Annotated in this window: 24 protein-coding genes and 1 pseudogene; 19 read left to right on the forward strand and 6 right to left on the reverse strand. The window is 60.3% G+C overall.

Features of this window, described 5'->3' with window-relative positions; genetic code table 11:
• The first annotated feature begins 9 nt into the window (after positions 1–9).
• From ACWNZ1_RS28360 to araH, 11 genes are all read left to right on the forward strand, one after another.
• Entirely contained in the window at positions 10–804 is a 795-nt protein-coding gene (locus ACWNZ1_RS28360; RefSeq protein ID WP_135846461.1) for a TatD family hydrolase, read from the forward strand.
• 384 nt (positions 805–1,188) lie between these two features.
• On the forward strand, positions 1,189–1,827 hold the full coding sequence (locus tag ACWNZ1_RS28365; protein WP_060741238.1) for a TetR/AcrR family transcriptional regulator: 639 nt from the start codon (positions 1,189–1,191) through the stop codon (positions 1,825–1,827).
• Positions 1,828–1,963: 136 nt separating this feature from the next.
• Positions 1,964–2,932, forward strand: coding sequence for a GTP 3',8-cyclase MoaA (locus tag ACWNZ1_RS28370; protein ID WP_135846460.1), 969 nt, complete (start codon positions 1,964–1,966; stop codon positions 2,930–2,932).
• Between the two features lie 193 nt (positions 2,933–3,125).
• A complete protein-coding gene (locus tag ACWNZ1_RS28375) occupies positions 3,126–3,731 on the forward strand; it encodes a DUF4823 domain-containing protein (protein ID WP_135846459.1) in 606 nt (201 codons plus the stop codon).
• Between the two features lie 13 nt (positions 3,732–3,744).
• Complete coding sequence (locus ACWNZ1_RS28380) at positions 3,745–4,305, forward strand: DUF1285 domain-containing protein (RefSeq protein WP_280944298.1); 561 nt, start codon at positions 3,745–3,747, stop codon at positions 4,303–4,305.
• Positions 4,306–4,484: 179 nt separating this feature from the next.
• A complete protein-coding gene (locus ACWNZ1_RS28385; protein WP_135846457.1) occupies positions 4,485–5,231 on the forward strand; it encodes a FadR/GntR family transcriptional regulator in 747 nt (248 codons plus the stop codon).
• Positions 5,228–6,124, forward strand: coding sequence for an SMP-30/gluconolactonase/LRE family protein (locus ACWNZ1_RS28390; RefSeq protein ID WP_280944297.1), 897 nt, complete (start codon positions 5,228–5,230; stop codon positions 6,122–6,124). Before ACWNZ1_RS28385 ends, ACWNZ1_RS28390 begins: the two co-directional genes overlap by 4 nt.
• A 215-nt stretch (positions 6,125–6,339) precedes the next feature.
• Positions 6,340–7,158: an SDR family oxidoreductase gene (locus tag ACWNZ1_RS28395; protein WP_135846455.1), complete on the forward strand. Its 819-nt coding sequence runs from the start codon at positions 6,340–6,342 to the stop codon at positions 7,156–7,158.
• A gap of 175 nt (positions 7,159–7,333) precedes the next feature.
• On the forward strand, positions 7,334–8,338 hold the full coding sequence (locus ACWNZ1_RS28400) for a substrate-binding domain-containing protein (protein WP_135846454.1): 1,005 nt from the start codon (positions 7,334–7,336) through the stop codon (positions 8,336–8,338).
• A 65-nt stretch (positions 8,339–8,403) separates the two neighbouring features.
• On the forward strand, positions 8,404–9,948 hold the full coding sequence (gene araG / locus ACWNZ1_RS28405; RefSeq protein ID WP_280944296.1) for an L-arabinose ABC transporter ATP-binding protein AraG: 1,545 nt from the start codon (positions 8,404–8,406) through the stop codon (positions 9,946–9,948).
• A 9-nt stretch (positions 9,949–9,957) separates the two neighbouring features.
• Positions 9,958–10,926: an L-arabinose ABC transporter permease AraH gene (gene araH / locus ACWNZ1_RS28410; RefSeq protein WP_135846452.1), complete on the forward strand. Its 969-nt coding sequence runs from the start codon at positions 9,958–9,960 to the stop codon at positions 10,924–10,926.
• Between the two features lie 43 nt (positions 10,927–10,969).
• Here araH and ACWNZ1_RS28415 read toward each other — a convergent pair whose 3' ends face one another.
• The 3 genes from ACWNZ1_RS28415 to ACWNZ1_RS28425 form a co-directional block, all read right to left on the reverse strand.
• Positions 10,970–11,350, reverse strand: coding sequence for a Rho termination factor N-terminal domain-containing protein (locus ACWNZ1_RS28415; RefSeq protein ID WP_135846451.1), 381 nt, complete (start codon positions 11,348–11,350; stop codon positions 10,970–10,972).
• 32 nt (positions 11,351–11,382) lie between these two features.
• On the reverse strand, positions 11,383–11,727 hold the full coding sequence (locus ACWNZ1_RS28420) for a hypothetical protein (protein ID WP_135846450.1): 345 nt from the start codon (positions 11,725–11,727) through the stop codon (positions 11,383–11,385).
• A gap of 82 nt (positions 11,728–11,809) precedes the next feature.
• Positions 11,810–12,463, reverse strand: a complete 654-nt coding sequence (locus tag ACWNZ1_RS28425) for an HD domain-containing protein (RefSeq protein ID WP_135846449.1) — start codon at positions 12,461–12,463, stop codon at positions 11,810–11,812.
• 109 nt (positions 12,464–12,572) lie between these two features.
• Here ACWNZ1_RS28425 and ACWNZ1_RS28430 point away from each other — a divergent pair, with 109 nt between their 5' ends.
• Positions 12,573–13,055, forward strand: a complete 483-nt coding sequence (locus ACWNZ1_RS28430; protein ID WP_135846448.1) for a GNAT family N-acetyltransferase — start codon at positions 12,573–12,575, stop codon at positions 13,053–13,055.
• 5 nt (positions 13,056–13,060) lie between these two features.
• Here ACWNZ1_RS28430 and ACWNZ1_RS28435 read toward each other — a convergent pair whose 3' ends face one another.
• Complete coding sequence (locus ACWNZ1_RS28435; RefSeq protein WP_135846447.1) at positions 13,061–13,693, reverse strand: glutathione S-transferase family protein; 633 nt, start codon at positions 13,691–13,693, stop codon at positions 13,061–13,063.
• 188 nt (positions 13,694–13,881) lie between these two features.
• Here ACWNZ1_RS28435 and ACWNZ1_RS28440 point away from each other — a divergent pair, with 188 nt between their 5' ends.
• From ACWNZ1_RS28440 to ACWNZ1_RS28460, 5 genes are all read left to right on the forward strand, one after another.
• Positions 13,882–14,865: a 2-dehydro-3-deoxygalactonokinase gene (locus tag ACWNZ1_RS28440; RefSeq protein WP_280944295.1), complete on the forward strand. Its 984-nt coding sequence runs from the start codon at positions 13,882–13,884 to the stop codon at positions 14,863–14,865.
• A 17-nt stretch (positions 14,866–14,882) separates the two neighbouring features.
• Positions 14,883–15,503, forward strand: a complete 621-nt coding sequence (locus ACWNZ1_RS28445; RefSeq protein ID WP_135846445.1) for a 2-dehydro-3-deoxy-6-phosphogalactonate aldolase — start codon at positions 14,883–14,885, stop codon at positions 15,501–15,503.
• A gap of 49 nt (positions 15,504–15,552) precedes the next feature.
• On the forward strand, positions 15,553–16,701 hold the full coding sequence (dgoD, locus tag ACWNZ1_RS28450) for a galactonate dehydratase (RefSeq protein WP_003179439.1): 1,149 nt from the start codon (positions 15,553–15,555) through the stop codon (positions 16,699–16,701).
• Positions 16,702–16,888: 187 nt separating this feature from the next.
• Entirely contained in the window at positions 16,889–18,199 is a 1,311-nt protein-coding gene (locus tag ACWNZ1_RS28455; RefSeq protein ID WP_135846443.1) for an MFS transporter, read from the forward strand.
• 59 nt (positions 18,200–18,258) lie between these two features.
• Positions 18,259–19,062: an IclR family transcriptional regulator gene (locus ACWNZ1_RS28460; RefSeq protein WP_013693986.1), complete on the forward strand. Its 804-nt coding sequence runs from the start codon at positions 18,259–18,261 to the stop codon at positions 19,060–19,062.
• A 3-nt stretch (positions 19,063–19,065) separates the two neighbouring features.
• Here the strand turns inward: ACWNZ1_RS28460 and ACWNZ1_RS28465 are convergent, their stop codons facing one another.
• Positions 19,066–20,118: an NAD(P)-dependent alcohol dehydrogenase gene (locus ACWNZ1_RS28465; RefSeq protein ID WP_109754364.1), complete on the reverse strand. Its 1,053-nt coding sequence runs from the start codon at positions 20,116–20,118 to the stop codon at positions 19,066–19,068.
• Between the two features lie 177 nt (positions 20,119–20,295).
• Between ACWNZ1_RS28465 and ACWNZ1_RS28470 the strand changes: the two genes are divergently transcribed.
• Positions 20,296–21,186, forward strand: a complete 891-nt coding sequence (locus tag ACWNZ1_RS28470) for an AraC family transcriptional regulator (RefSeq protein WP_135846442.1) — start codon at positions 20,296–20,298, stop codon at positions 21,184–21,186.
• A 186-nt stretch (positions 21,187–21,372) separates the two neighbouring features.
• On the opposite strand, the gene ACWNZ1_RS28475 is transcribed toward ACWNZ1_RS28470, so the two are convergent.
• On the reverse strand, positions 21,373–23,037 hold the full coding sequence (locus ACWNZ1_RS28475; protein ID WP_135846441.1) for an electron transfer flavoprotein-ubiquinone oxidoreductase: 1,665 nt from the start codon (positions 23,035–23,037) through the stop codon (positions 21,373–21,375).
• Positions 23,038–23,583: 546 nt separating this feature from the next.
• On the opposite strand from ACWNZ1_RS28475, the pseudogene ACWNZ1_RS28480 reads away from it, so the two are divergent.
• Positions 23,584–23,699, forward strand: a pseudogene (locus ACWNZ1_RS28480) (electron transfer flavoprotein subunit beta/FixA family protein); the annotation flags it as partial.

Genomic DNA, 23,699 nt, shown 5'->3' on the forward strand with positions numbered 1-23,699 from the left:
CAGCCCTCTATGCTTGTAGATTCCCATTGCCACCTTGACCGTCTCGACCTCGCTGCCCATGACGGCTCCCTGGACGCTGCGCTGGACGCTGCCCGCCAGCGGGGCGTCGGACACTTCCTGTGCATCGGTGTCAGTGCCGACAACGCCGCCGACGTCAAGGCGCTGGCTGAACGTTATGCGGATGTCGATTGTTCGGTCGGTATCCATCCACTGGATGTCCAGCCCGATGCCGCACCGGCCCTTGACTGGCTGCTACGAGAGCTCGATCACCCACGGGTGGTCGCCATTGGCGAAACCGGCCTGGACTATCACTACGAGCCGGAAGCCGCCGAGGTCCAGCAGGCCTCGTTCCGGCTGCACCTGGAGGCCGCGCGTCAGACCGGCAAACCGGTGATCATCCACACCCGCGGCGCCCGGGCCGACACCCTGGCCTTGCTGCGTGACGCTGGGTTGCCCCAGGCTGGCGTGCTGCATTGCTTCACCGAAGACTGGGAGATGGCCAAGGCGGCGCTGGACATGGGGTATTACATTTCCTTGTCCGGGATTGTCACCTTTCGCAATGCCGACGCCCTGCGCGACGTGGCCAGTAAAGTGCCGGCTGATCGCCTGCTGGTGGAAACCGATTCACCGTACCTGGCGCCGATTCCGTATCGCGGCAAGCCGAACCTTCCGCAATACGTACGGGAGGTGGCGGAGTTTTTGGCGATGTTGCGTGGTGAGTCCTATGAGCGGTTCGCCGAACAGACCACGGAAAATTTTAAGCAATTGTTTCCACTGGCCCACGTGCGGCCGACGCACGCCTGAACTTCAGGCAAAAAAAACCCGGGTTCTGGGGGGTGAATCCGGGTTAAGACCATTAGGAGTAAAACAAAGGCACGCGGTCCATTGGTACCCTTATCGGTGCGTCACTTGGGGGAGATGTCGCCCCGACAGTTCAAGTATTGATCAGTATCCCCACGCGTCCAGTCTGGGCAGGGTGGTTTTTAAACAAATTTGGAATACGCTCGCTTCGGATAAGTTCTCACTGTCGCCAAGGCTTGCCAGGACGGCGTGTTGGAGCGAAAAGCGGGAAGCCTGGCCTGCACGGTTTTCCGAAGAACTGTGGCCGAGAACGGATGATCCGTGCATTTTTGCGTAAGTTAGGCATAATACCCGGCTTCGAATTTTGACCCTTCAGACCTTTTTCTTATGCACAAAGAACCCCGTAAGGTCCGTGAGTTTCGCCGCCGCGAGCAGGAAATTCTCGACACCGCGCTCAAGTTGTTCCTCGACCAGGGTGAAGACAGTGTCACCGTCGAGATGATTGCGGATGCCGTGGGTATCGGCAAAGGCACGATTTATAAACATTTCAAATCCAAGGCGGAGATCTACCTGCGCCTGATGCTCGATTACGAGCGCGATTTGAACGAGTTGCTGCATTCGGCCGATGTGGACAAGGACAAGGAGGCCCTGTCGCGGGCCTACTTCGAGTTTCGCATGCGCGACCCGCAACGCTACCGCTTGTTCGATCGCCTGGAAGAGAAGGTGGTCAAGGGCAATCAGGTGCCGGAGATGGTCGAGGAGCTGCACAAGATCCGCGCCTCGAACTTCGAACGCCTGACCCTGCTGATCAAGGGGCGGATCAGCGAAGGCAAGCTCGAAGACGTGCCGCCTTATTTCCATTACTGCGCGGCCTGGGCGTTGGTGCACGGCGCGGTGGCGCTGTATCACTCGCCGTTCTGGAGCAACGTGCTGGAAGACCAGGAAGGCTTTTTCCAGTTCCTGATGGACATTGGCGTGCGCATGGGCAACAAGCGCAAGCGCGATACCGACGTCCCGAGCAACTGACATTCAGATGCCTTATTGCGCCATGTCCGCTTACATGGCGCAGTGCCCCAGGAATATACTCAGGCTTGGGCCTTGCGAAAACTTGATTTAGAGGTCAAGTTTCACGGGTCCGATTCTTCTTTCGCCGGAGTGATCCATGATCGTTGACCGTCAAGGCAGGCGTTTTCGCAATTTGCGGATCAGCCTGACTTCCGCCTGCAATTACGCCTGTACCTACTGCGTGCCCAACGGCAAGCGGCTGGTGGCTGCGCAGGATGAACTGTCGGCCGAGGCCATGGCGCGGGGCGTGGCTTACCTGATCGAAGCCGCCGGCATCGAACGGCTGCGCATCACCGGTGGCGAGCCACTGGTCAGCCCCAAGCTTGAAAGTTTCATGACGGCGGTGGGGCAGATGGGCCTGGAAGACATCAGCCTGACCACCAACGGTCAGTTGCTGGCGAAAAAACTGCCGTTGCTGGTAGACGCTGGCATTCGCCGGATCAACGTTTCCCTCGACACCCTGGACCCCGCTGCGTTTCGCAGTATCGCCCGTGGCGGCGACCTGGCGACCGTGCTCGACGGCATGGAGCAGGCCCGGGCGGCCGGGCTGAAGATCAAGGTCAACATGGTGCCGTTGCGTGGGCAGAACCTGGACCAGGTGATGCCTTTGCTCGAATACTGCCTGGAACGTGGCTATGAGTTGCGTTTCATCGAGTTGATGCGCATGGGCCACCTGGCCAGCGACTCCAACGCCTTCCTGCAGCAGTTCGTCAGTCTTCAACAGTTGCTGAGCCTGATTGGCGAACAATACGAATACCTGCAAGCCGACGCGCCAGTGGATGCCACGGCGGTGCGCTATGAGATCCCGGGGTTGGGGCACTTTGGCGTGATCGCCAACGAAAGCGTGCCTTTCTGCCGTACCTGCTCCCGGCTGCGGTTGTCCTCTACGGGGTGGCTGCATGGCTGCCTGTCGTCGAGTAACCGTCATTTCGTCGGCGACCTTTTGGATAAACCTCGCCATCAGGCATTGCCGGCGCTGCAGCGCCTGCTGGTCAAGGCGTTGGGAGATAAGCAGGAAGTGGCGTTCTCCGGTGGCGCGACCATCATGAAAATCATCGGCGGCTGACCGAAGGCAATCGCGGGCAAGCCTTGCTCCCACAGGTACGGTGTTCATCTTCTTGTGGGAGCAAGGCTTGCCCGCGATAGCCATTTTTCATTCAGCTTGGATCCGTCTGACACCCGTATTTCGATGAGCTGGCGCAAAAGCTGCATCCACTGGCCATTCGCCGGTTTTCCGTCACCGGTTTTTGGAGGGTAGGATGCGTAGCCTGGTTTTGCTGCTGGCCGTTTTGGCGCTTGGTGGCTGCATGAATGTCAGCGACATGGGGGAGGGCGTTCGTTACCACATGAGCGACGCTGGCCTGCTGGACCATAGCGAAAGCCGTCGTATAAACAACCTGCGTATTCAGCCGGACTCGTTCATCTACATCGCTCAGGGGGCCTTCGCGCCACCCGGCAGCGCCTATCCGCGTCCCAACGTCGTGGCCGAAGAAGCCTTTAACGGTTTCATCGAATATTTCCCCATGGTCCGTCGCGCCCGTGTTCCCGAAGGCCTCGACCAGGCCATGGGCGAAGCCCGTGCCGCCGGTGCCCATTACTTGCTTTACACCCGGTTCGCCAAGGCCGATAACCGCATCGGCAACACCGACGAATGGCAAGATGAAGAAGCGGTGGATCGCCTGGGTGTGGATACCAGCGTGATTCAAATCATGTTGATCGAGACCAGCACCCAGTATTTGATTGATACTGCACGGATCAAGAGTCGTGGCGGTTTACTGACGTTGCACGACAAGCAGCCACAAGACCTCATCGCCGCGCCTTTGCGTGAATATGCCCGCACCTTGCTGGGGATGGGCGACGAGTAAATAAGGAGTCACCATGAGCGGACCGCAAAAAGCCAATGACTTGCTGGGGCAGATCCCCAAGACCAAAGGCCTGCCGCCGGTCCACTTGTGGAACCCCGACTTCTGCGGCGACATCGACATGCGCATCGCCCGTGACGGCACCTGGTACTACCTGGGCACGCCTATCGGGCGAAAGCCGATGGTCAAGCTGTTCTCCACCATCATCCGCCGCGACGGCGATGATTACTTCCTGATTACCCCCGTGGAAAAAGTCGGCATCAAAGTCGACGATGCGCCGTTCGTGGCCGTGACCCTCGAGGTTGGAGGTCAAGGGGAAGGGCAGTTGTTGCGCTTCACCACCAATGTCGAGGAAACCACCGAGGCCGGTGCCGGGCATCCGCTGCGGGTGGTGATCGATCCCCAGACCCAGGAGCCTGCGCCCTATGTGCATGTGCGCAGCAACCTCGAAGCGCTGATCCACCGCAATGTGTTCTACCAACTGGTGGAGCTGGCGGTCAGTCGCGAGATCGATGGGCAGCGTTGGTTGGGGGTTTGGAGTGGTGGGGTGTTCTTCCCGATAGGCTTGGAACCCTGACCCCTTGTGGGAGCGAGCTTGCTCGCGATGGCAATGGTTGATCCAACATCAGTGTTGGCTGAACGACCGCTATCGCGAGCAAGCCCGCTCCCACAGGTGGTTTGCGTAAAATTCAAATTGACACTCAATCATATGATGATTAGCGTGGGCCACCAATAAGAGTGGTCCACGGGGTTTTCATGTCCAGCAGTTTTCATGCATCGACCGTCGATTGGCTGGGGGGCTGGATCGCCGCCGGCCAGGTCAAGCCTGGGCAGACCATCAAGGTCGAGGCGGACTTGGGCCAGCAACTGGGCGTCAGCCGCACAGTGATTCGCGAGGCGATCAAGACCCTGGTGGCCAAAGGCATGCTCGAAGTCGGGCCGAAAGTCGGTACGCGGGTGTTGCCGGTGCGGCGCTGGAACCTGTTCGACCCGCAGGTGGTCGGCTGGCTGTCGCGCAGCGGCCTGCCGGAAAACTTTGTCGATGACTTGCTGGACCTGCGCCGTACCATCGAGCCGATGGCGGTGCGCTGGGCTTGCGAGCGGGCCACGGCCGATCAGGTACAGGCGATCCGCCTGGCCTACCATGCCCTGGAGCGGGCGGTGGACAGCGGCGCCGATTACAACCGCGCCGACCAGTTTTTCCACGAGTGCATCCTCGCGGCCAGCCATAATCAATTCATCGAACAGATGGTCCCGGCCCTGGGCGCGCTGCTGGCGGTGTCGTTCGAGGTGTCGGCCGCCGACCCGGATGAGCTGCGCCGCACCTTGCCGATTCACAAGGACATCGCCGACGCCATCGCCGCCCGTGACGCGGCGCGCGGTGTCTGGGCCTGCATGACGCTGATCGATAATGCCGACCTGGCGATCAAGCGCTTTTACCCAAATGTCATGGCCGGTCGAACAGACGCTGCCGGGCAAGCTGGAAACAGGAGGTTTCAATGAAGTGGACAGCGGTGACGGAACATCGGGCGACATTGGGTGAGGGGCCGTTCTGGGATGTGCCGACACAAGCACTGTATTGGGTTGATATCGCCGGCAAGCAGGCGCTGCGACTGATCGGCGCCAATGTGCAGATCTGGCAGATGCCCGAGCATGTGTCTGCCTTCATTCCAACCCAGAGTGGCGACGCGCTGGTGACCCTGAGCAGTGGTGTGTACCGGCTGGATCTCGACTCACCGGGGCTGGAACCCCGCTTGACGCTGCTGTGCATGGCCGATCCCCAGCCCGGAAATCGGCCCAACGAAGCCCGTTGCGATGCCCTGGGCCAACTCTGGCTTGGCACCATGCAGAACAACATCGGCGAAGAGGGCGAGGACTTGCCTGTCGAGCAGCGGTCCGGCGGGCTGTTTCGCGTCAGCAGTGATGGTCGGGTCATGCCGTTGTTGCGCGGGCTGGGCATTCCCAACACCTTGCTATGGAGCCCCGATGGCACCACGGTGTATTTCGGCGATAGTCTCGATGGCACGTTGTACCGACACTTTATCTACCCTGAGGGCAACCTGGCGCCCGCGCAGGTCTGGTTTGGCCCCCACCCCCGTGGTGGGCCGGACGGTTCGGCAATGGATGCCCGGGGTTATATCTGGAACGCGCGCTGGGATGGCAGTTGCCTGCTGCGGTTGCACCCGGACGGTCATGTCGATCGGGTGATCGAGTTGCCCGTCAGCCGACCGACCAGTTGTGTGTTCGGTGGTGAGGACCTCAAGACGTTGTACATCACCAGCGCGGCGAGTCCGCTGGGCCATCCGCTGGACGGTGCCGTGCTGTCGATGCGGGTGGATGTCCCTGGTGTGGCCTGTACTCGGTTTGCTGGGGTTGTCCCAAAATATGGGATGTAAATATATATATTGAGATTATTTGGTGGTCGGGTTTATAGTCGGCTCCATCAGCGATACGCACTCACACTAAAAAAACAAAACAGGTGAAGTGATGCAACGATCCTCCCCCGTACGCCCTGGCGGCGTACGAGACTCACGGTTTTTTACAATGCCTTGTGACCGGTCATCCCTGGATGCCCGGTTTTTGTCGTGCCTGCGAGCAGGAGTCTTGAGCCATGGCTGAAGCCCTTGCCTTGCCGCCAGTGCCCGAGCCACCGAAGGGCGAGCGACTGAAGAACAAGGTCGTGTTGCTGACTGGCGCTGCCCAGGGTATCGGCGAGGCCATCGTCGCCGCGTTCGCTTCGCAACAGGCACGGTTGGTGATCAGTGACATTCAGGCCGAGAAGGTCGAGACAGTCGCCGCCCACTGGCGTGAGCGCGGGTCGGACGTGCAGGCGCTGAAAGCCGATGTGTCGAACCAGCAGGACCTGCACGCCATGGCCCGCCGTGCGGTCGAGCTGCACGGCCGTATCGACGTGTTGGTGAATTGCGCCGGCGTCAACGTGTTCCGCGACCCATTGGAAATGAGTGAAGAAGACTGGCGTCGCTGCTTCGCCATCGACCTGGATGGCGCCTGGTATGGCTGCAAGGCGGTGTTGCCGCAGATGATCGAACAGGGCGTGGGCAGCATCATCAACATCGCGTCGACCCATTCGTCCCACATCATTCCCGGCTGTTTCCCTTACCCGGTGGCCAAGCACGGCCTGCTTGGCCTGACCCGCGCCCTGGGTATCGAATATGCGCCAAAAGGGGTACGAGTCAACGCCATTGCGCCGGGTTATATCGAAACCCAACTGAATGTCGACTACTGGAACGGCTTTGCCGATCCTCATGCCGAACGCCAGCGTGCGCTGGATCTGCACCCGCCAAAGCGTATCGGGCAACCGATCGAAGTGGCAATGACGGCCGTGTTCCTGGCCAGCGATGAAGCACCTTTTATCAACGCGTCATGCATCACCATCGATGGTGGACGTTCGGTCATGTACCACGACTGAATATTCCTGGGTTGCAGTCGGAAACTTTGCCTGTAATCCAATCATCATACGATATGACTATTTGGGCCTATGCTGTGTAGCAACTTGATTTGACCGCCCAGCCTGCGCATTTCCACCGATGGTGGAGCAGAACCCTGGACGTTTGGCTTTCAATAAAAAAAACAAGGAGTCAACTATGAATCATCGTCGTGGGATCCGTTCCCTGTGCCGCGCCGCCCTGGCGGTTACCGCGGTCAGCCTCAGCAGCAGCTTGCTGGCGGCTGAAGAAGTGAAAATCGGTTTTCTGGTCAAGCAGGCCGAGGAGCCTTGGTTCCAGACCGAATGGGCGTTCGCCGAAAAGGCGGGCAAGGACAAGGGCTTCAAGGTGATCAAGATCGCCGTGCCCGACGGAGAGAAGACCCTCTCGGCCATCGACAGCCTCGCCGCCAACGGCGCCAAGGGCTTTGTAATCTGCCCGCCCGACGTGTCCCTCGGCCCAGCCATCATGGCCAAGGCCAAGCTCAACGACATGAAAGTGATTGCCGTCGATGACCGTTTCGTCGGTTCCGATGGCAAGTTCATGGAAGACGTGCCGTACCTGGGCATGGCCGCGTTCGAAGTAGGCCAGAAGCAGGGCAGCGCCATGGCCGCTGAAGCGAAAAAACGCGGCTGGGACTGGAAAGACACCTACGCGGTGATCAACACCTATAACGAACTGGACACTGGCAAGAAGCGCACCGACGGTTCGGTGGACGCCCTGAAGAAGGCCGGCTTTCCGGACGATCACATTCTTTACACCGCGCTGAAAACCCTCGATGTACCCGGCAGCATGGATGCCACCAACTCGGCCCTGGTGAAACTGCCCGGCGGCGCGAAAAACCTGATCATCGGTGGCATGAACGACAACACTGTGCTGGGCGGCGTACGCGCCACTGAAAGCGCCGGTTTTGCGGCGGCCAATGTAATCGGTATCGGCATCAACGGCACTGACGCCATCGGCGAACTGAAAAAGCCCAACAGCGGTTTCTTCGGTTCGATGCTGCCTAGCCCACACATCGAAGGCTACAAAACTGCCGAAATGATGTTCGAGTGGGTCACCACCGGCAAGGAGCCGCCGAAGTACACCGCCATGGACGAAGTGACGCTGATCACTCGGGAGAACTTCAAGCAAGAGCTGGAAAAAATCGGCCTGTGGAATTGATGGCCGATTGATTCAAAGCGACCCCGGCAACGGGGTCGCTTGATCTCTGTGAGTTCGAGGTGGTTATGCAAGCGCAAACAGCGACACAGCAACACAACATCGGCGGCAGCTTGCGGTTCAACGGGATCGGTAAATCCTTTCCTGGCGTGCAGGCGCTGGCCAATATCAGTTTCGTTGCTCATCCGGGGCAGGTTCATGCCTTGATGGGCGAGAACGGCGCGGGCAAGTCCACGTTGTTGAAGATCCTCGGCGGTGCCTACATCCCGAGCAGCGGCGATTTACAGATCGGCGAGCAGACGATGGTCTTCAAATCCACCGCCGACAGCATTGCCAGCGGCGTGGCGGTGATTCACCAGGAGCTGCACCTGGTGCCAGAAATGACTGTCGCCGAGAATCTGTTCCTTGGCCATTTGCCGGCCCGTTTCGGCCTGGTCAATCGTGGGCTGCTGCGCCAGCAGGCGTTGACGCTGCTCAAAGGCCTGGCCGATGAAATCGACCCCCAGGAAAAAGTCGGTCGTCTGTCCCTCGGCCAGCGCCAATTGGTGGAAATCGCCAAGGCCTTGTCCCGTGGCGCCCATGTCATTGCCTTTGATGAACCCACCAGTAGCCTCTCGGCACGGGAAATCGACCGCTTGATGGCGATCATTACCCGCCTGCGGGACGAGGGCAAAGTGGTGCTGTACGTCAGTCACCGCATGGAAGAAGTGTTCCGCATCTGTAACGCGGTGACGGTGTTCAAGGACGGCCGCTACGTACGGACCTTCGAGAACATGAGTGAACTGACCCACGATCAGTTGGTGACGTGCATGGTCGGTCGCGATATCCAGGACATCTACGATTACCGTGCCCGCGAGCGCGGCGACGTGGCGTTGCAGGTTGATCGCCTGCTCGGCCCGGGACTGCGCGAGCCCGTGAGTTTCCAAGTGCACAAGGGGGAAATCCTCGGGCTGTTCGGGTTGGTGGGGGCCGGTCGTACCGAACTGCTGCGCTTGCTCAGTGGCCTTGAGCGTCAGACGGACGGGCGCCTGGTGTTGCATGGTGAAGAACTGAAATTGCGTTCGCCCCGCGATGCCATCGCCGCCGGCGTGCTGCTCTGCCCGGAAGACCGCAAGAAAGAAGGCATCATGCCGCTGGCCAGCGTGAGCGAGAACATCAACATCAGCGCCCGCAGCAGCCATTCCACCCTCGGCTGCCTGTTGCGTGGCGATTGGGAGCGGAGCAACGCCGACAAACAGATCAAGGCGCTGAAAGTGAAAACCCCGACGGCGGGGCAGAAAATCATGTACCTGTCCGGTGGCAATCAGCAGAAGGCGATCCTCGGTCGCTGGCTGTCGATGCCGATGAAAGTCCTGCTGTTGGACGAGCCGACCCGCGGTATCGACATCGGTGCCAAGGCCGAGATCTACCAGATTATCCACAGCCTGGCGGCCGACGGCATCGCGGTGATTGTGGTGTCCAGCGACCTGATGGAAGTGATGGGTATTTCCGACCGAATCCTGGTGCTCTGCGAAGGGGCCATGCGCGGCGAGTTGCCGCGTGACCAGGCCAACGAATCCAACCTGCTGCAACTGGCGCTGCCACGCCAACGCGTTGCCGACGCGGCGAACTGAGAGGTAATCATGACCATTCAAAACAATGCACTGCCAACGGCACGCAAACCCCTGGACCTGCGTCGCTTCCTGGATGACTGGGTCATGCTGCTGGCGGCCGTCGGCATCTTCGTGCTCTGCACCCTGATGATCGACAACTTCCTGTCGCCGCTGAACATGCGCGGACTGGGCCTGGCGATTTCCACCACCGGCATCGCCGCCTGCACCATGTTGTATTGCCTGGCGTCCGGACACTTCGACTTGTCGGTCGGCTCGGTGATCGCTTGTGCCGGCGTGGTTGCGGCGGTGGTGATGCGTGACACCAACAGCGTGTTCCTCGGCATCAGCGCGGCGCTGGTGATGGGGCTGATCGTTGGCCTGATCAACGGCATCGTCATCGCCAAGTTGCGGGTCAATGCGTTGATCACCACATTGGCGACCATGCAGATCGTCCGTGGCCTGGCCTACATTTTTGCCAACGGCAAAGCGGTGGGGGTGTCCCAGGAATCGTTCTTTGTGTTCGGCAATGGCCAGATGTTTGGCGTGCCGGTGCCGATCCTGATCACCATCGTCTGCTTTCTGTTTTTCGGCTGGCTGCTGAACTACACCACCTACGGGCGCAACACCATGGCCATCGGTGGCAACCAGGAAGCGGCATTGTTGGCCGGGGTGAACGTTGATCGCACCAAAATCATCATCTTCGCCGTCCATGGCGTGATCGGTGCCTTGGCCGGGGTGATCCTGGCGTCGCGCATGACTTCGGGCCAGCCAATGATCGGCCAGGGCTTCGAACTGACCGTAATCTCGGCCTGCGTGCTCGGCGGCGTGTCGTTGAGCGGTGGTATCGGCATGATCCGCCATGTCATCGCCGGTGTGCTGATTCTGGCAATCATCGAAAACGCGATGAACCTGAAGAACATCGACACCTTCTACCAATACGTCATTCGCGGCTCGATCCTGCTGCTGGCGGTGGTGATTGACCGCTTGAAGCAACGCTGAAAACAGAGATCGTTGGCGATAGCGTCCTCCCTGACGCCAACGATCACCCCGCCTTGCGCAACGCTTCGACCAATTCCTGCTTGCGCATCTTCGAGCGCCCGGGAATATTTTTCGCCCGGGCCTCCTTCATCAGGCTGTCCACGGTCTGGGTCCCGTGGGAGGCTTTGCTGGTGCGCGGGTGACCTTCGCGGGTCTTGGCGGCGCGGCGGGCTGATTCCTTGCGGTCGGTTTTCTTGGCCGCCGCCGGTTTTTCCTTGCCAGAGCCACCAGAACGTTCGCCGCCACCGGACTGCTTGTTCACCGTTGCCCAAGCCCGTGCCTCGGCCTCGTTCTCGGACACGCCCTTTTTCTCATAACTCTTTTCAATGTGTTCGGCCTTGCGCTTTTGCTCGGCGGTGTATTTTTCTTTGCTTCCACGAGGCATGGGATGTTCCTCCTCAAATGTCCGGGCAGAGGCTACTGGCTGGCGGCGCCACCTTCGGAGCCCGAACCACCGGTCGTGGTTTTCGAGCCTACCCCAGTCTCGGCGTTATCAGGCGTGGTCGAGTCCGGTGTATTCATGCCCCCCTGGCGCCCCGTGTCATTACCCTGCACCCGCGGATCGGTGCCGGTGGCCGGTGGCTGGCCATTGTTCAGGCCGCCGCCGGTGCCGTCGGTGTTCAACTTGGGCAGGCCTTGCGTGGCGGGGGAGTTGGGCGGCTCCACGGGATCGGTCGGCCCGGTGCCGGAGGTAGAGGCCGCGAAGGCCACCGAGGACAGCAGCGTGGCCAATGTGAGTGCAGTCAGCCTTGAAGTGATCATGGTGTCGCCTCCATTTTCAGAATGCTTGCCTGATCTTGGGCTGCGCTGGATTTGCGTTGGTGCCTCGGGCGCGACGAATGGTCTAGGCGTCGAGTCCGGCTTCTTCGATGAATTGCTCCATGAAGCCTTTTAGCTTTTCGTGACGGACCTGCGCCATGTGTTGCCCGGTGACGGTCTGGAAACCGTCGGCCAGGTGCAACAACTTGGTCTGGAAATGATCGAGGCAGAAACGACGATCATCATAATCTCGCGACTTGGCTTGCGGATCCTCGGGATCGTAGAGCGCACTGCCCATGCGTCCGGCAACGTAGAACGTCCGCGCGACTCCGAGCAAGCCCAGTGAGTCGAGGCGGTCGGCGTCCTGGAGGATTTTTGCTTCGAGCGTGACGGCAGGAATATTGGCCGAGAAACTGTGAGCTTCGATGGCATGGGCGACGGCACTGATTTTTTCGTCTGGCCAGTTCAGCGTCGACAACAGGGTCGATGCCTTGTCTGCCGCCAGTCGAGAAGCCTGGGCGCGCAAGGGTGAGTTCTTTTCCACAGCCACGCAGTCATGCAGCAACGTCGCCGCCAGCAGAATAGACAGATCACCGCCCTCATGACCCTGGAGGGTACGCACGTTGTGCCAGACCCGTTGCAGGTGCGACAGATCGTGCGCGCCGTCCTCCGAAGGCTCCAGCGCATGGGGTAACAATTGAGCGGCGACGGTTTGTAGTGGCGCAAAGGCGGCGGTCATGACAGATCCTTTGTTTGCAGGTACTTCGGTGGAGATGTTCTTTTTCATGTGTGACGAGCGCCCTGTGGCGGCTTAGTATGGCGCTTTCAATTGGCTACAAGGCCTGTTCATGTCGATCGAGATCCGTCCTGCGCAACCCAGCGATGCGCCTCAAATCCTTGCTTTCATCACTGAGTTGGCCGATTACGAAAAGGCTCGCCACGAAGTCATTGCCAGTGTGGCTGACATCGAACGCAGTCTGTTCAGCGAAGGCGCGACCGCCCATGGGCTGATCTGCCTGCGGGACGGCGTGCCGATTGGTTTTGCGGTGTTTTTCTTCAGCTATTCCACCTGGCTGGGCAGCAACTGCCTGTACCTTGAAGACTTGTACATCACGCCTGACCAGCGCGGTGGCGGAGCGGGCAAGACACTGTTGCGGCATCTGGCGAAGATTGCCTGTGACAACGATTGCGGTCGCTTCGAGTGGAGCGTGCTGGACTGGAACACCCCGGCCATCGACTTCTACAAATCCCTCGGTGCGCAACCCCAGGAAGAGTGGGTGCGCTACCGGATGGATGGCAAGGTGCTACGGGATTTCGCCCACGGCAACTGAGTGCTTCATGAGTGTGCCGCGGATGCGTATTCGGCAAACCCCGGCCGCCGTTCGAGGCGTTTGCAGTAGGCGGCCACGGCCGGATAGTCGGGACGCTCCATGGGCGTCTGGCGCCAGCGATGCACAGACAGGCCGATGAGCACGTCCGCGAGGGAAAACTGCGCACCGGCCACGTAGGCGCCGGTGCGGTTCAACTGTTGTTCCAACAAACCCATCTTCTCGTTCCAGCCTTTGATGCCGGCGGCAATGCGCTGCGGGTCCTGGAAATCCGGATTCTTGCGCACCAGCGCGTGGAACGCGTAGCCCCATGACGGGTTGAGTTCCGTTGCCTGCCAGTCCATCCACTGTTCAACGCGGGCCCGGGCTGCAGGCTCAAGGGGCAGTAAGTCGCTGCGTCCGTTCTTGCCTACCAAATAGCGGCAGATGGTATTTGACTCCCAGAGCACGCCGTTCTCATCAATGATCACCGGCACCTGGGCATTGGGATTGAGGGCCAGGAACGCTGGATCATGGGTCGGCGTAAAGCCGATACCCCAGTCCTCACGCTCGTAGGTTATTTCCAGTTCCTGGCAGGTCCACAGCACTTTTCTGACGTTGATCGAGGAAGTACGACCGAGGATTTTCAGCAGTTGTCCCATCACTTGTTCCCTGAATTCTAAGGCGTCCGGACAGGAAACGTAGCAGGGTCGTGGCTGAATGGCGATTGGCTTTGTAGGTGATCTTTATATCCCACTATATGGGAGTGATATTTATATATTGAGATTTAATCGCGCCCAGGTTTATAGTCCGTCTCACTCACTGCCAAAAAACAAAACAGGTGAAGCGGATGCAGGCGCAATTGATCGCGCTCGATTGGGGGACCACCTCATTACGGGCTTACAAACTCGCCGCCGGTGGCGAGGTGCTCGAACAGCGCTCGCTGTCGACGGGGATCATGCAGTTGCCCTCCGGGCCGCGAACCCTGGCCGGCCGGGTGTGCGTCGACGGCTTCGAATTGGCCTTCGATGAGGCCTGCGGCGACTGGCTCGATGCACAGCCTGGCTTGCCTGTCATTGCCTGCGGCATGGTCGGCAGTGCTCAGGGCTGGCGCGAAGCGCCTTACTGCGACACACCCGCCAACGTCGCCAATCTCGGACATTCCCTACAAACCGTTCGGAGTCTTCGCGGCGTTGATGTGCATATCGTGCCTGGGGTGATCCAGCGTTCACGCTTGCCCAATGTCATGCGCGGTGAAGAGACCCAAGTGCTCGGTGCCTTGCACAGCCTGCCGGACGAAGCCGTGCTGATCGGCCTGCCCGGCAGTCACTCGAAATGGGTGGAAGTGGCCGATGGTTGCATCGAGCATTTCGACACCTTCATGACCGGTGAGATCTTCGCCGTGCTCAGCGACCACAGCATTCTCGGCCGTACCCAGCAGCGTGGCGCGACGTTCGACGGCCTGGCCTTTGATCGTGGCGTGCAAGTGGCGTTGTCGGTGGATGGCCAGATCGGCCCGTTGTCCACCGTGTTCAGCGCCCGCAGCCTGGGCTTGACCGGCGAACTGATGGCTAGCGCCCAGGCGGACTACCTCTCTGGCCTGTTGATCGGTCATGAGCTGACGGCGCTGGCCACCGTACAACGCCGGCGCCGCGACAGCATCCACCTGCCGGCCGTGGTACTGATCGGCAATTCCCAACTCTGCGCCCGTTATCAACGGGCCCTCGACGCCTGCGGTTTTGCCCGGGTGACCCTGGCCGAACAGGCCACCGAGCGTGGTTTGTGGCAACTGGCCGTGGCGGCCGGGCTGCTCGATTCCACCGCATCGCGTTAAACGACTGGAGGTCTGACATGCTCACACAAGCACTGGCGCACAACGGGCTGATCGCAATTTTGCGCGGTCTGCGTCCGGACGAGGCCGCCGCTATCGGCGAAGTCCTTTATGGCGCCGGATTTCGCGTCATCGAAGTACCGCTTAACTCTCCCGAGCCGTACGAAAGTATCCGCATCCTGCGCAGTACGTTGCCCGCCGATTGCCTGATCGGTGCTGGCACGGTGCTCACGCCGGAACAGGTCGAGCAAGTGAAAGCCGCTGGCGGTCAAGTCATCGTGATGCCCCACAGCGATCCTAAGGTGCTGCGGGCGGCGAAAGCGGCAGGGCTGTACTTGTCGCCCGGCGTTGCCACGCCCACCGAAGCCTTTGCCGCACTGGCCGAAGGCGCCCATGTGCTGAAGATGTTCCCGGCCGAGCAAATGGGCCCGGCGGTGGTCAAGGCCTGGCTGGCGGTGTTGCCCACGGGGACCGTGCTGGTGCCGGTGGGCGGGATCACGCCGGACAACATGGCGGTGTTCGTCGAGGCCGGCGTCAAGGGTTTCGGTCTCGGTTCCGGACTGTTCAAGCCGGGCCTGACGGCGGACGAAGTGGCGGTGCGCGCCAAGGCCTACGTGGCCGCGTGGAATGCCTTGAACTGAAGACTTTTCCAGCGCCCCGTGCGCTGCATCTGATAAGAGAGACAACAAGATGAAAATCACCAAACTGACCACGTTTATCGTTCCGCCGCGCTGGTGCTTCCTCAAGGTCGAAACCGACGAAGGCGTGACCGGCTGGGGCGAGCCCGTGGTCGAAGGTCGTGCCCACACGGTGGCGGCGGCCGTCGAGGAACTGTCCGACTACCTGATCGGCAAAGACCCACGCAACATCGAAGATATCTGGACGGTGTTGTATCGCGGCGGCTTCTACCGGGGCGGGGCGATCCACATGAGCGCGTTGGCCGGCATTGACCAGGCACTATGGGACATCAAGGGCAAGGCCCTGGGCGTGTCGGTCAGCGACTTGCTGGGCGGCCAGGTGCGCGACAAGATCCGTGTGTATTCGTGGATCGGCGGCGACCGGCCGGCCGACACCGCCCGTGCGGCGAAAGAGGCGGTGGCGCGGGGCTTCACCGCAGTGAAGATGAACGGCACCGAAGAGCTGCAATTTCTCGACACCTTTGAAAAAGTCGACCTGGCCTTGGCCAACGTCGCGGCGGTGCGGGACGCGGTCGGGCCGAACGTCGGCATTGGCGTGGACTTCCACGGTCGCGTGCACAAGCCGATGGCCAAGGTGCTGATGAAGGAACTCGACCCCTACAAATTGATGTTCATCGAAGAGCCGGTGCTCAGCGAAAACTACGAGGCCCTAAAAGAACTGGCGCCGCTGACCAGTACCCCGATTGCCCTGGGCGAGCGGCTGTTTTCCCGCTGGGATTTCAAGCGGGTGCTCAGCGAAGGCTACGTGGACATCATCCAGCCGGATGCGTCCCATGCCGGTGGCATCACCGAAACCCGCAAGATAGCCAACATGGCCGAAGCCTACGATGTAGCGCTGGCGCTGCACTGCCCGCTGGGCCCGATCGCCCTGGCGGCGTGCCTGCAATTGGACGCGGTTTGCTACAACGCGTTCATCCAGGAACAGAGCCTGGGCATCCACTACAACGAGAGCAACGACCTGCTGGATTACATCAAGGATCCGCAGGTGTTCGACTACGACAAAGGCTTCGTGAAAATCCCCAACGGCCCGGGCCTGGGCATTGAGATCAATGAGGAATACGTCATCGAACGCGCGGCCATCGGCCACCGCTGGCGCAATCCGATCTGGCGGCATGCCGATGGTAGTTTTGCTGAGTGGTGAGTGCTCTGACTCACTCGGTTTAAATGTGGGAGCGGGCTTGCTCGCGAAGACGGTGTGTCAGTAATACATCCGCTAACTGACACACCCTCTTCGCGAGCAAGCCCGCTCCCACACTCGATCTCCTTAAACAGGGAGATCTCCAGCAATGCGCCCGATTCCTCAATAAACATAAAAAGAGGCACCTCACATGCAAGCGCACACCCTGAGCGCGCAAGCGTCGTTGGTGACGCCCAGCCGCAAGCGTTTTTTCATCATGGTCCTGCTGTTCATCACCGTGGTGATCAATTACCTGGACCGCAGTAACCTCTCAATTGCCGCTCCCGCACTGACCAGTGACCTGGGCATCGATCCGATTCATGTCGGGCTGATTTTCTCGGCGTTCGGCTGGACCTACGCGGCCATGCAGATTCCTGGTGGCTGGCTGGTGGACCGGGTGCCGCCGCGCATTCTTTACAGTGTGGCGCTGCTGCTGTGGTCGGTGGCCACGGTGATGCTTGGCTTCGCCGCCAGTTTCATCGCGCTGTTCGTGCTGCGCATGGCGGTGGGTGCGCTGGAAGCGCCGGCGTATCCGATCAACAGTCGCGTGGTCACCACCTGGTTTCCTGAGCGCGAGCGGGCCACGGCCATCGGTTTCTACACCTCCGGGCAGTTCGTCGGGTTGGCCTTCCTGACGCCGGTATTGGCCTGGCTGCAACATGCGTTCGGCTGGCACATGGTGTTTGTCGCCACGGGCGCGGTGGGCATTCTCTGGGCGCTGATCTGGTACGCGGTTTATCGCGAACCACGGGACTTCAAAGGGGCCAATGCGGCTGAAATCGAACTGATCCGCGAAGGTGGCGGATTAGTCGATATCCAGGCCGATACCGCGAAGGCCAAGGCAAAATTCAGCTGGGCCGACCTGGGGATCGTCCTGACCCAACGCAAGTTGTGGGGCATTTACCTGGGACAGTTCTGCCTCAACTCCACGCTGTGGTTTTTCCTGACCTGGTTCCCGACCTACCTGGTGAAATATCGCGGCATGGACTTCATCAAGTCCGGCCTGCTGGCGTCGTTGCCGTTCCTTGCGGCGTTTGTCGGCGTGCTGTGTTCCGGGTTCTTTTCCGACTGGCTGATCCGTCGTGGCACCAGCGTGGGATTCGCGCGCAAGCTGCCGATCATCGGCGGGCTGCTGATCTCCACGTCGATCATCGGCGCCAATTTCGTCGAATCGACGCCGCTGGTCATCGCATTCCTGGCCTTGGCGTTCTTCGGCAATGGCCTGGCGTCGATCACCTGGTCGCTGGTTTCCACGTTGGCCCCAGCACGGCTGCTCGGGTTGACGGGTGGGGTGTTCAACTTCATCGGCAACCTGGCGGCCATCACCACGCCGATTGTCATTGGGTTCCTCGCCAGCGGCGATTCGTTTGCCCCGGCCATCACCTATATCGCCGTTCTGGCATTGATTGGCGCGCTGTCCTACATCCTGCTGGTGGGGAAGGTCGAGCGCATCGAGTTGTAGTCCGACGGGGCGGGCGACCATAATGCCGCCCGTTCCCCGCTAACTGTTGAAGGCCGGCTATGCAGCAAGACGATCCAAAAATCACCAAGGACGCAGCGCCCACAGGCACCCAGACTTTGCTGCGCGGCCTGGGCGTGGTCCAGGCGGTTGCCAGCGGCGCCCGTGACTTGAAGGAAATCGCCCGGCTGATCGGCACCACCCGCAGCACCACCCATCGCCTGGCCAGTTGCCTGGTGGACGAACGTTACCTGCGCGTGGTGCCGCAAGTGGGTTACCTGCTGGGGCCGAAGCTGATCGAACTGGGTTTCCAGGCCCGGGAAGAACTGCCGTTGGTGAGCCTGGCGGGGCCGTACCTGGACGAACTGTCGGCGCTTACCGGCGACACCGTTCACCTGGCGATTCGCGAGGGTGATGAGGTCTTGTACCTGCTGAAAAATCCCGGGCGCAACGGCCCGGAGATGCGCTCGCGCGTGGGCCATCGCATGCCGCTGGCACGTACCGGGATCGGCAAGGCGCTGATGCTCGATGACTCGCAGGAACAATGGAAGAGGCTGTACGAAATCAGCCTGCCGGCCGGTGGGAAGAATCAGTTCTGGCCCCAGCATCAGGAGCAATCCTGGGAACAGTTCCAGCAACGGATGGTGGAGTATGTGGCGGGGGGCTATGCGTTCGACCTGGAAGACAACGAACCGTCGATTCGCTGCGTGGCGGCGCCGATCCGTGACGCCGGCAAGCGCATCGTTGCCGGTATCAGCATCGCCAGCACCGTGCCCTACATGCCGTTGGAAAAAATGGCCGAGCTGATTCCCCTGGTCAAAGGGGTCACAGCCCGGCTGTCGGCGGAGCTTGGCGCCAAGGTCTGAGGGTCAGGCCTTGAGTGTTGCCATGTCGATGACAAAGCGGTATTTCACATCCCCGGCGATCATACGGCTGTAGGCCTCGTTGATCTGACGGATGTCGAGCATTTCAATGTCGCAGCTGATGTTGTGTTCGGCGCAGAAATCCAGCACTTCCTGGGTTTCGGCGATACCGCCGATCAAGGAGCCAGCCAGGACCCGACGGCCCATGATCAGTTTTGCGGCATGGACCGGCGGATCAATCGGCTCGACCAGACCCACCAGGATGTGCACACCGTCGAAACGCAAGGTGTCGAGGTAGGGGTTGAGGTCGTGCTGCACCGGAATGGTGTCCAGCAGGAAGTTGAAGCGCCCGGCGGCAGCGGCCATCTGCTCGGCGTCGGTGGACACGATCACGTGGTCCGCACCTTGGCGACGGGCTTCTTCAGCCTTGCTCGCCGAGCGGGTGAACAACGTCACTTCCGCGCCCATGGCCTTGGCGAACTTGATGCCCATGTGCCCGAGGCCGCCCATGCCCAGCACGCCAACCTTGTCGCCAGCCTTCACGCCATAGTGCTTGAGGGGCGAGTAGGTGGTGATGCCGGCGCAGAGAATCGGCGCGGCGCCGGCCGGATCGAGGGTTTCCGGGATGCGCAGCACGAAGTGCTCGCTGACCACGATGCTGTTGGAGTAACCGCCCATGGTGTGGCCGCCGCTGATACGGTCCGGGCTGGCGTAGGTCTGTGTCATGCCCTGGTAACAGTATTGCTCCAGGTCAGCGCGGCATGCTTCGCACTCACGGCAGGAGTCGACCATGCAACCAACGCCTACCAGGTCGCCAACCTTATAGCGGGTGACATTCGCACCGACGGCGGTAACTTTGCCGACAATCTCATGACCGGGCATCAACGGGTAAACGGCGATGCCCCATTCATTGCGGGCCTGGTGGATGTCGGAATGGCAGACGCCGCAGTAGAGAATGTCGATCGCCACATCGTCGGCTCGCGGGCTGCGGCGTTCGAACTTCATGGGGGCGAGGGGAGTGGTGGCCGACTGGGCGGCATATCCGATGGCAGTGTACATAATGAGCCTCGCTAAGCAGTGAACGGTGAGGTGGTCCATTCTGGGAGTCTTGCCGGATTGAGGCGATGGTGATTCCTACGTATGTCATGCCTATTTCTCCGGCGCTGGCTATGATTTGATCTCTACGAGACGCAGACCTGCGATGATGTCTTCATCCTTTTTTCGTGAAGTTTTCCTATGTTGTTGACTCGTCATCTTGATGCCAACGCCGCCTTGGTCTCGCTGATCGAGCCCTTGGCGATCCGCGATGGTTTCGTTCCCACGCGGCTGCCCGGGGTGCATGTGCTCAGGGCCTGCCAGGATGTGGCCCGCGGCCCGCAGCTTTACGAGCCGAGCCTGGTGATCATTGCCCAGGGCAGCAAGCTGGCGTACTTGGGACCTCGCACATTGGAATATGGTGCCGGGAATTATCTGATCCAGGCGTTGCCGGTGCCGTTCGAGTGCGAAACCTATGCCATGCCCAATGCCCCGCTGCTAGGGGTTTCTGTGGCGATCGATCGGGTGATGCTGGGGGAACTGGTGCTGGCCATGGGGCTGGTGGCGGGGCGGAGCCTGGCGCCGCAGACGCCGGAGTCCATGACTTGTGCCGTGCTCGATGACGCGATGCGTGGGTGCGTCGAGCGCTTGTTGCACTGCCTGCACGATCCGTTGGAGTGCCAGGTCATGGGCCAGGCGCGGCTGCGGGAATTGCTGTTCGTCGCCTTGCGTGGACCCCAGGCCGATGTATTGCGGGCACTGGTGGAACAGCAAGGGCAGTTCGCCCGGATTGCCGCGGCCCTGAGCCATCTGCATGCACACTTTACCGAGCCGCTGAACGTCGAAACGCTGGCCAGTTGCGCAAACATGAGCACCTCGACCTTTCATGAGCATTTCAAGCGCAGCACACTGTTGTCGCCGGTGCAGTATCTCAAGCGCTTGCGTCTGCTCAAGGCGCAGCGATTGCTGCTTAGCGAAGGCTTGGGCGTGGCCCAGGTCGCGCATCAGGTGGGGTATCAGAGTTCGTCGCAATTCAGCCGCGAGTACAAGCGCTACTTCGAGCGCAATCCTGGAGAAGAGCGCGCCGCCTGATCCACCGCAAATCACCCTGTAGGAGCGGGCTTGAACTCGAAGGCGGTTTATCTGCCGGTATCTTTAGCGACTGACACGACGCCTTCGCGAGCAAGCCCGCTCCCACATTTTGATCTGTTGTGGTTCTTGAAAACGTAGACAACAAAAAGGCCCCCTTCCGGGAGCCTCGATGTTCAGCGGATCAGCTTACATGTTCGGGTAAGTCGGACCACCGGCGCCTTCCGGCGAAACCCAGGTGATGTTCTGTGCAGGGTCCTTGATGTCGCAGGTCTTGCAGTGCACACAGTTCTGGGCGTTGATCTGGAAGCGCTTCTCGCCGTCTTCCTTGGTCACCACTTCGTACACGCCGGCCGGGCAGTAGCGCTGCGCGGGTTCGTCGTACAGTGGCAGGTTCTTGCTGATCGGGATGCTCGGGTCGGTCAGCTTCAGGTGGCAGGGTTGTTCTTCTTCATGGTTGGTACCGGAGATGAACACCGAGCTGAGTTTGTCGAAGCTCAGCTTGCCGTCAGGTTTGGGGTAGTCGATCTTCTGGCTGTCCTTGGCCAGCTTGAGGCAGGCGTAGTCCGGCTTGGTATCGTGCAGAGTGAACGGCATTTTGCCGCCCATGATGTTCTGGTCGAACCAGTTGAAGCCAGCGCCGATGATCGGACCGAATTTGTGCATCGCCGGGCCGAAGTTGCGGGTGGCGAACAGTTCTTCGTAGAGCCAGCTGTTCTTGAAGCTGTCGACGTAGGCAGTCAGTTCATCGCCGCCTTCGGATTCGGCGAACAAGCGATCGGCCACGGCGTCGGCCGCGAGCATGCCGGACTTCATGGCAGTGTGGCTGCCTTTGATCTTGGCGAAGTTGAGGGTGCCGAGGTCGCAACCGATCAGCGCACCGCCCTTGAAAACCATTTTCGGCAGCGAATTCAGGCCGCCCTTGCAGATGGCGCGGGCGCCGTAGCTGATGCGCTTGCCGCCTTCCAGGTACTGCTTGAGGACCGGGTGATGCTTGAGGCGCTGGAACTCATCGAACGGCGACAGGAAGGTGTTGCTGTAGGACAGGTCAACGATCAGGCCGACTACGACCTGATTGTTTTCCAAGTGATAAAGGAACGAGCCACCGGTGTTTTCGGCGCTCATGATGTCCAGCGGCCAGCCGGCGGTGTGCACCACCAGGCCCGGTTGATGCTTGGCCGGGTCGATTTCCCAGATTTCCTTCAGGCCGATGCCGTAGTGCTGGGCGTCGGCATCGCTGTCGAGGTTGAAGCGCTTGATCAGCTGCTTGCCGATGTGACCACGGCAGCCTTCGGCGAACAGCGTGTACTTGCCGCGCAGTTCCATGCCGGGAGTGTAGAGGCCTTCCTTCGGCTGACCTTCACGGTCGACACCCAGGTCGCCGGTGATGATCCCGCGGACCACGCCATTCTCGTCGAACAGCGCCTCCTGGGCGGCGAAGCCCGGGTAGATTTCTACGCCCAGGTTCTCGGCCTGCTGGGCCAGCCAGCGGCACAGGTTGCCCAGGGATATGATGTAGTTGCCTTCGTTGTGCATGGTCTTGGGCACAAAGAAGTCGGGCACCTTGGTGGAGGTCTCGCTGCTGCGCAGTACATAGATGTCGTCGCGCACCACCGGGGTGTTGAGCGGGGCGCCCAGTTCTTTCCAGTCCGGGAACAGTTCGTTCAGGGCGCGGGGTTCGAACACCGCACCGGAGAGGATGTGCGCACCGACCTCGGAGCCTTTTTCGACCACGCAGACGCTGATTTCCTTACCGGCTTCGGCGGCCTTCTGTTTCAGTCGGCAAGCGGCAGACAGGCCAGCGGGGCCGGCACCGACGATGACCACGTCGAATTCCATGTATTCGCGTTCCACAGGCTATCTCCTACTCAAGGCTCTACAGTTTTTTCTAATTGGAGGTTGAGCGTTGCATCCGTGGTTTCTTTGCTAAAAGCGACGAAAACGACACGGAATGGCACGCGGTGCTCTCTTAAGCGGCGCATTATATCTACACCACTCTCAGGGTCCAATACAAACGTTTGTTTGAAATTGCCGCAGGCCAGATAAATCACTGACGTGCGGCTTATGACTGACCATTTTGCCGTATTGACCGGAATAGGCGTTCCGGTCAAGATACGGGCGGTTTTGCGCTCGCCGTAGGCTGACTGTTGGTTTCAAGAGCACCTCTAAAGACAGGGCGAAGGCAGCACAAAGTGACGTATTGCGTGGTTCGGACGCGCAGTTTACACGCCGCGATAATGAATGACTCATCAGTCATCACTGACGAACGGTCTTCACTCCCGTGAGCAAGGTCATGTGTGGTTCATGCCGGCGTTTTTAGAGGTGCCCTTGCGCCCATGAGCATCAACCGCCAGGTTCGCCTAGGCGACTTTCTTTTCACCGGAGAGTAACGAGGAATCCATGAAGGTTCTTGTAGCTGTCAAACGAGTGGTCGACTATAACGTCAAGGTTCGCGTCAAGGCGGACAACTCCGGCGTCGACCTCGCCAACGTCAAGATGTCGATGAACCCTTTCTG

Source organism: Pseudomonas sp. CFBP 5748 (assembly GCF_053850495.1).

Coding starts and splice junctions, on each gene's coding strand:
- ACWNZ1_RS28360 (WP_135846461.1), top strand. CDS start 10: ATGCTTGTAGATTCCCATTGCCACCTTGACCGTCTCGACCTCGCTGCC.
- ACWNZ1_RS28365 (WP_060741238.1), top strand. CDS start 1,189: ATGCACAAAGAACCCCGTAAGGTCCGTGAGTTTCGCCGCCGCGAGCAG.
- ACWNZ1_RS28370 (WP_135846460.1), top strand. CDS start 1,964: ATGATCGTTGACCGTCAAGGCAGGCGTTTTCGCAATTTGCGGATCAGC.
- ACWNZ1_RS28375 (WP_135846459.1), top strand. CDS start 3,126: ATGCGTAGCCTGGTTTTGCTGCTGGCCGTTTTGGCGCTTGGTGGCTGC.
- ACWNZ1_RS28380 (WP_280944298.1), top strand. CDS start 3,745: ATGAGCGGACCGCAAAAAGCCAATGACTTGCTGGGGCAGATCCCCAAG.
- ACWNZ1_RS28385 (WP_135846457.1), top strand. CDS start 4,485: ATGTCCAGCAGTTTTCATGCATCGACCGTCGATTGGCTGGGGGGCTGG.
- ACWNZ1_RS28390 (WP_280944297.1), top strand. CDS start 5,228: ATGAAGTGGACAGCGGTGACGGAACATCGGGCGACATTGGGTGAGGGG.
- ACWNZ1_RS28395 (WP_135846455.1), top strand. CDS start 6,340: ATGGCTGAAGCCCTTGCCTTGCCGCCAGTGCCCGAGCCACCGAAGGGC.
- ACWNZ1_RS28400 (WP_135846454.1), top strand. CDS start 7,334: ATGAATCATCGTCGTGGGATCCGTTCCCTGTGCCGCGCCGCCCTGGCG.
- araG (WP_280944296.1), top strand. CDS start 8,404: ATGCAAGCGCAAACAGCGACACAGCAACACAACATCGGCGGCAGCTTG.
- araH (WP_135846452.1), top strand. CDS start 9,958: ATGACCATTCAAAACAATGCACTGCCAACGGCACGCAAACCCCTGGAC.
- ACWNZ1_RS28415 (WP_135846451.1), bottom strand. CDS start 11,350: ATGCCTCGTGGAAGCAAAGAAAAATACACCGCCGAGCAAAAGCGCAAG.
- ACWNZ1_RS28420 (WP_135846450.1), bottom strand. CDS start 11,727: ATGATCACTTCAAGGCTGACTGCACTCACATTGGCCACGCTGCTGTCC.
- ACWNZ1_RS28425 (WP_135846449.1), bottom strand. CDS start 12,463: ATGACCGCCGCCTTTGCGCCACTACAAACCGTCGCCGCTCAATTGTTA.
- ACWNZ1_RS28430 (WP_135846448.1), top strand. CDS start 12,573: ATGTCGATCGAGATCCGTCCTGCGCAACCCAGCGATGCGCCTCAAATC.
- ACWNZ1_RS28435 (WP_135846447.1), bottom strand. CDS start 13,693: ATGGGACAACTGCTGAAAATCCTCGGTCGTACTTCCTCGATCAACGTC.
- ACWNZ1_RS28440 (WP_280944295.1), top strand. CDS start 13,882: ATGCAGGCGCAATTGATCGCGCTCGATTGGGGGACCACCTCATTACGG.
- ACWNZ1_RS28445 (WP_135846445.1), top strand. CDS start 14,883: ATGCTCACACAAGCACTGGCGCACAACGGGCTGATCGCAATTTTGCGC.
- dgoD (WP_003179439.1), top strand. CDS start 15,553: ATGAAAATCACCAAACTGACCACGTTTATCGTTCCGCCGCGCTGGTGC.
- ACWNZ1_RS28455 (WP_135846443.1), top strand. CDS start 16,889: ATGCAAGCGCACACCCTGAGCGCGCAAGCGTCGTTGGTGACGCCCAGC.
- ACWNZ1_RS28460 (WP_013693986.1), top strand. CDS start 18,259: ATGCAGCAAGACGATCCAAAAATCACCAAGGACGCAGCGCCCACAGGC.
- ACWNZ1_RS28465 (WP_109754364.1), bottom strand. CDS start 20,118: ATGTACACTGCCATCGGATATGCCGCCCAGTCGGCCACCACTCCCCTC.
- ACWNZ1_RS28470 (WP_135846442.1), top strand. CDS start 20,296: ATGTTGTTGACTCGTCATCTTGATGCCAACGCCGCCTTGGTCTCGCTG.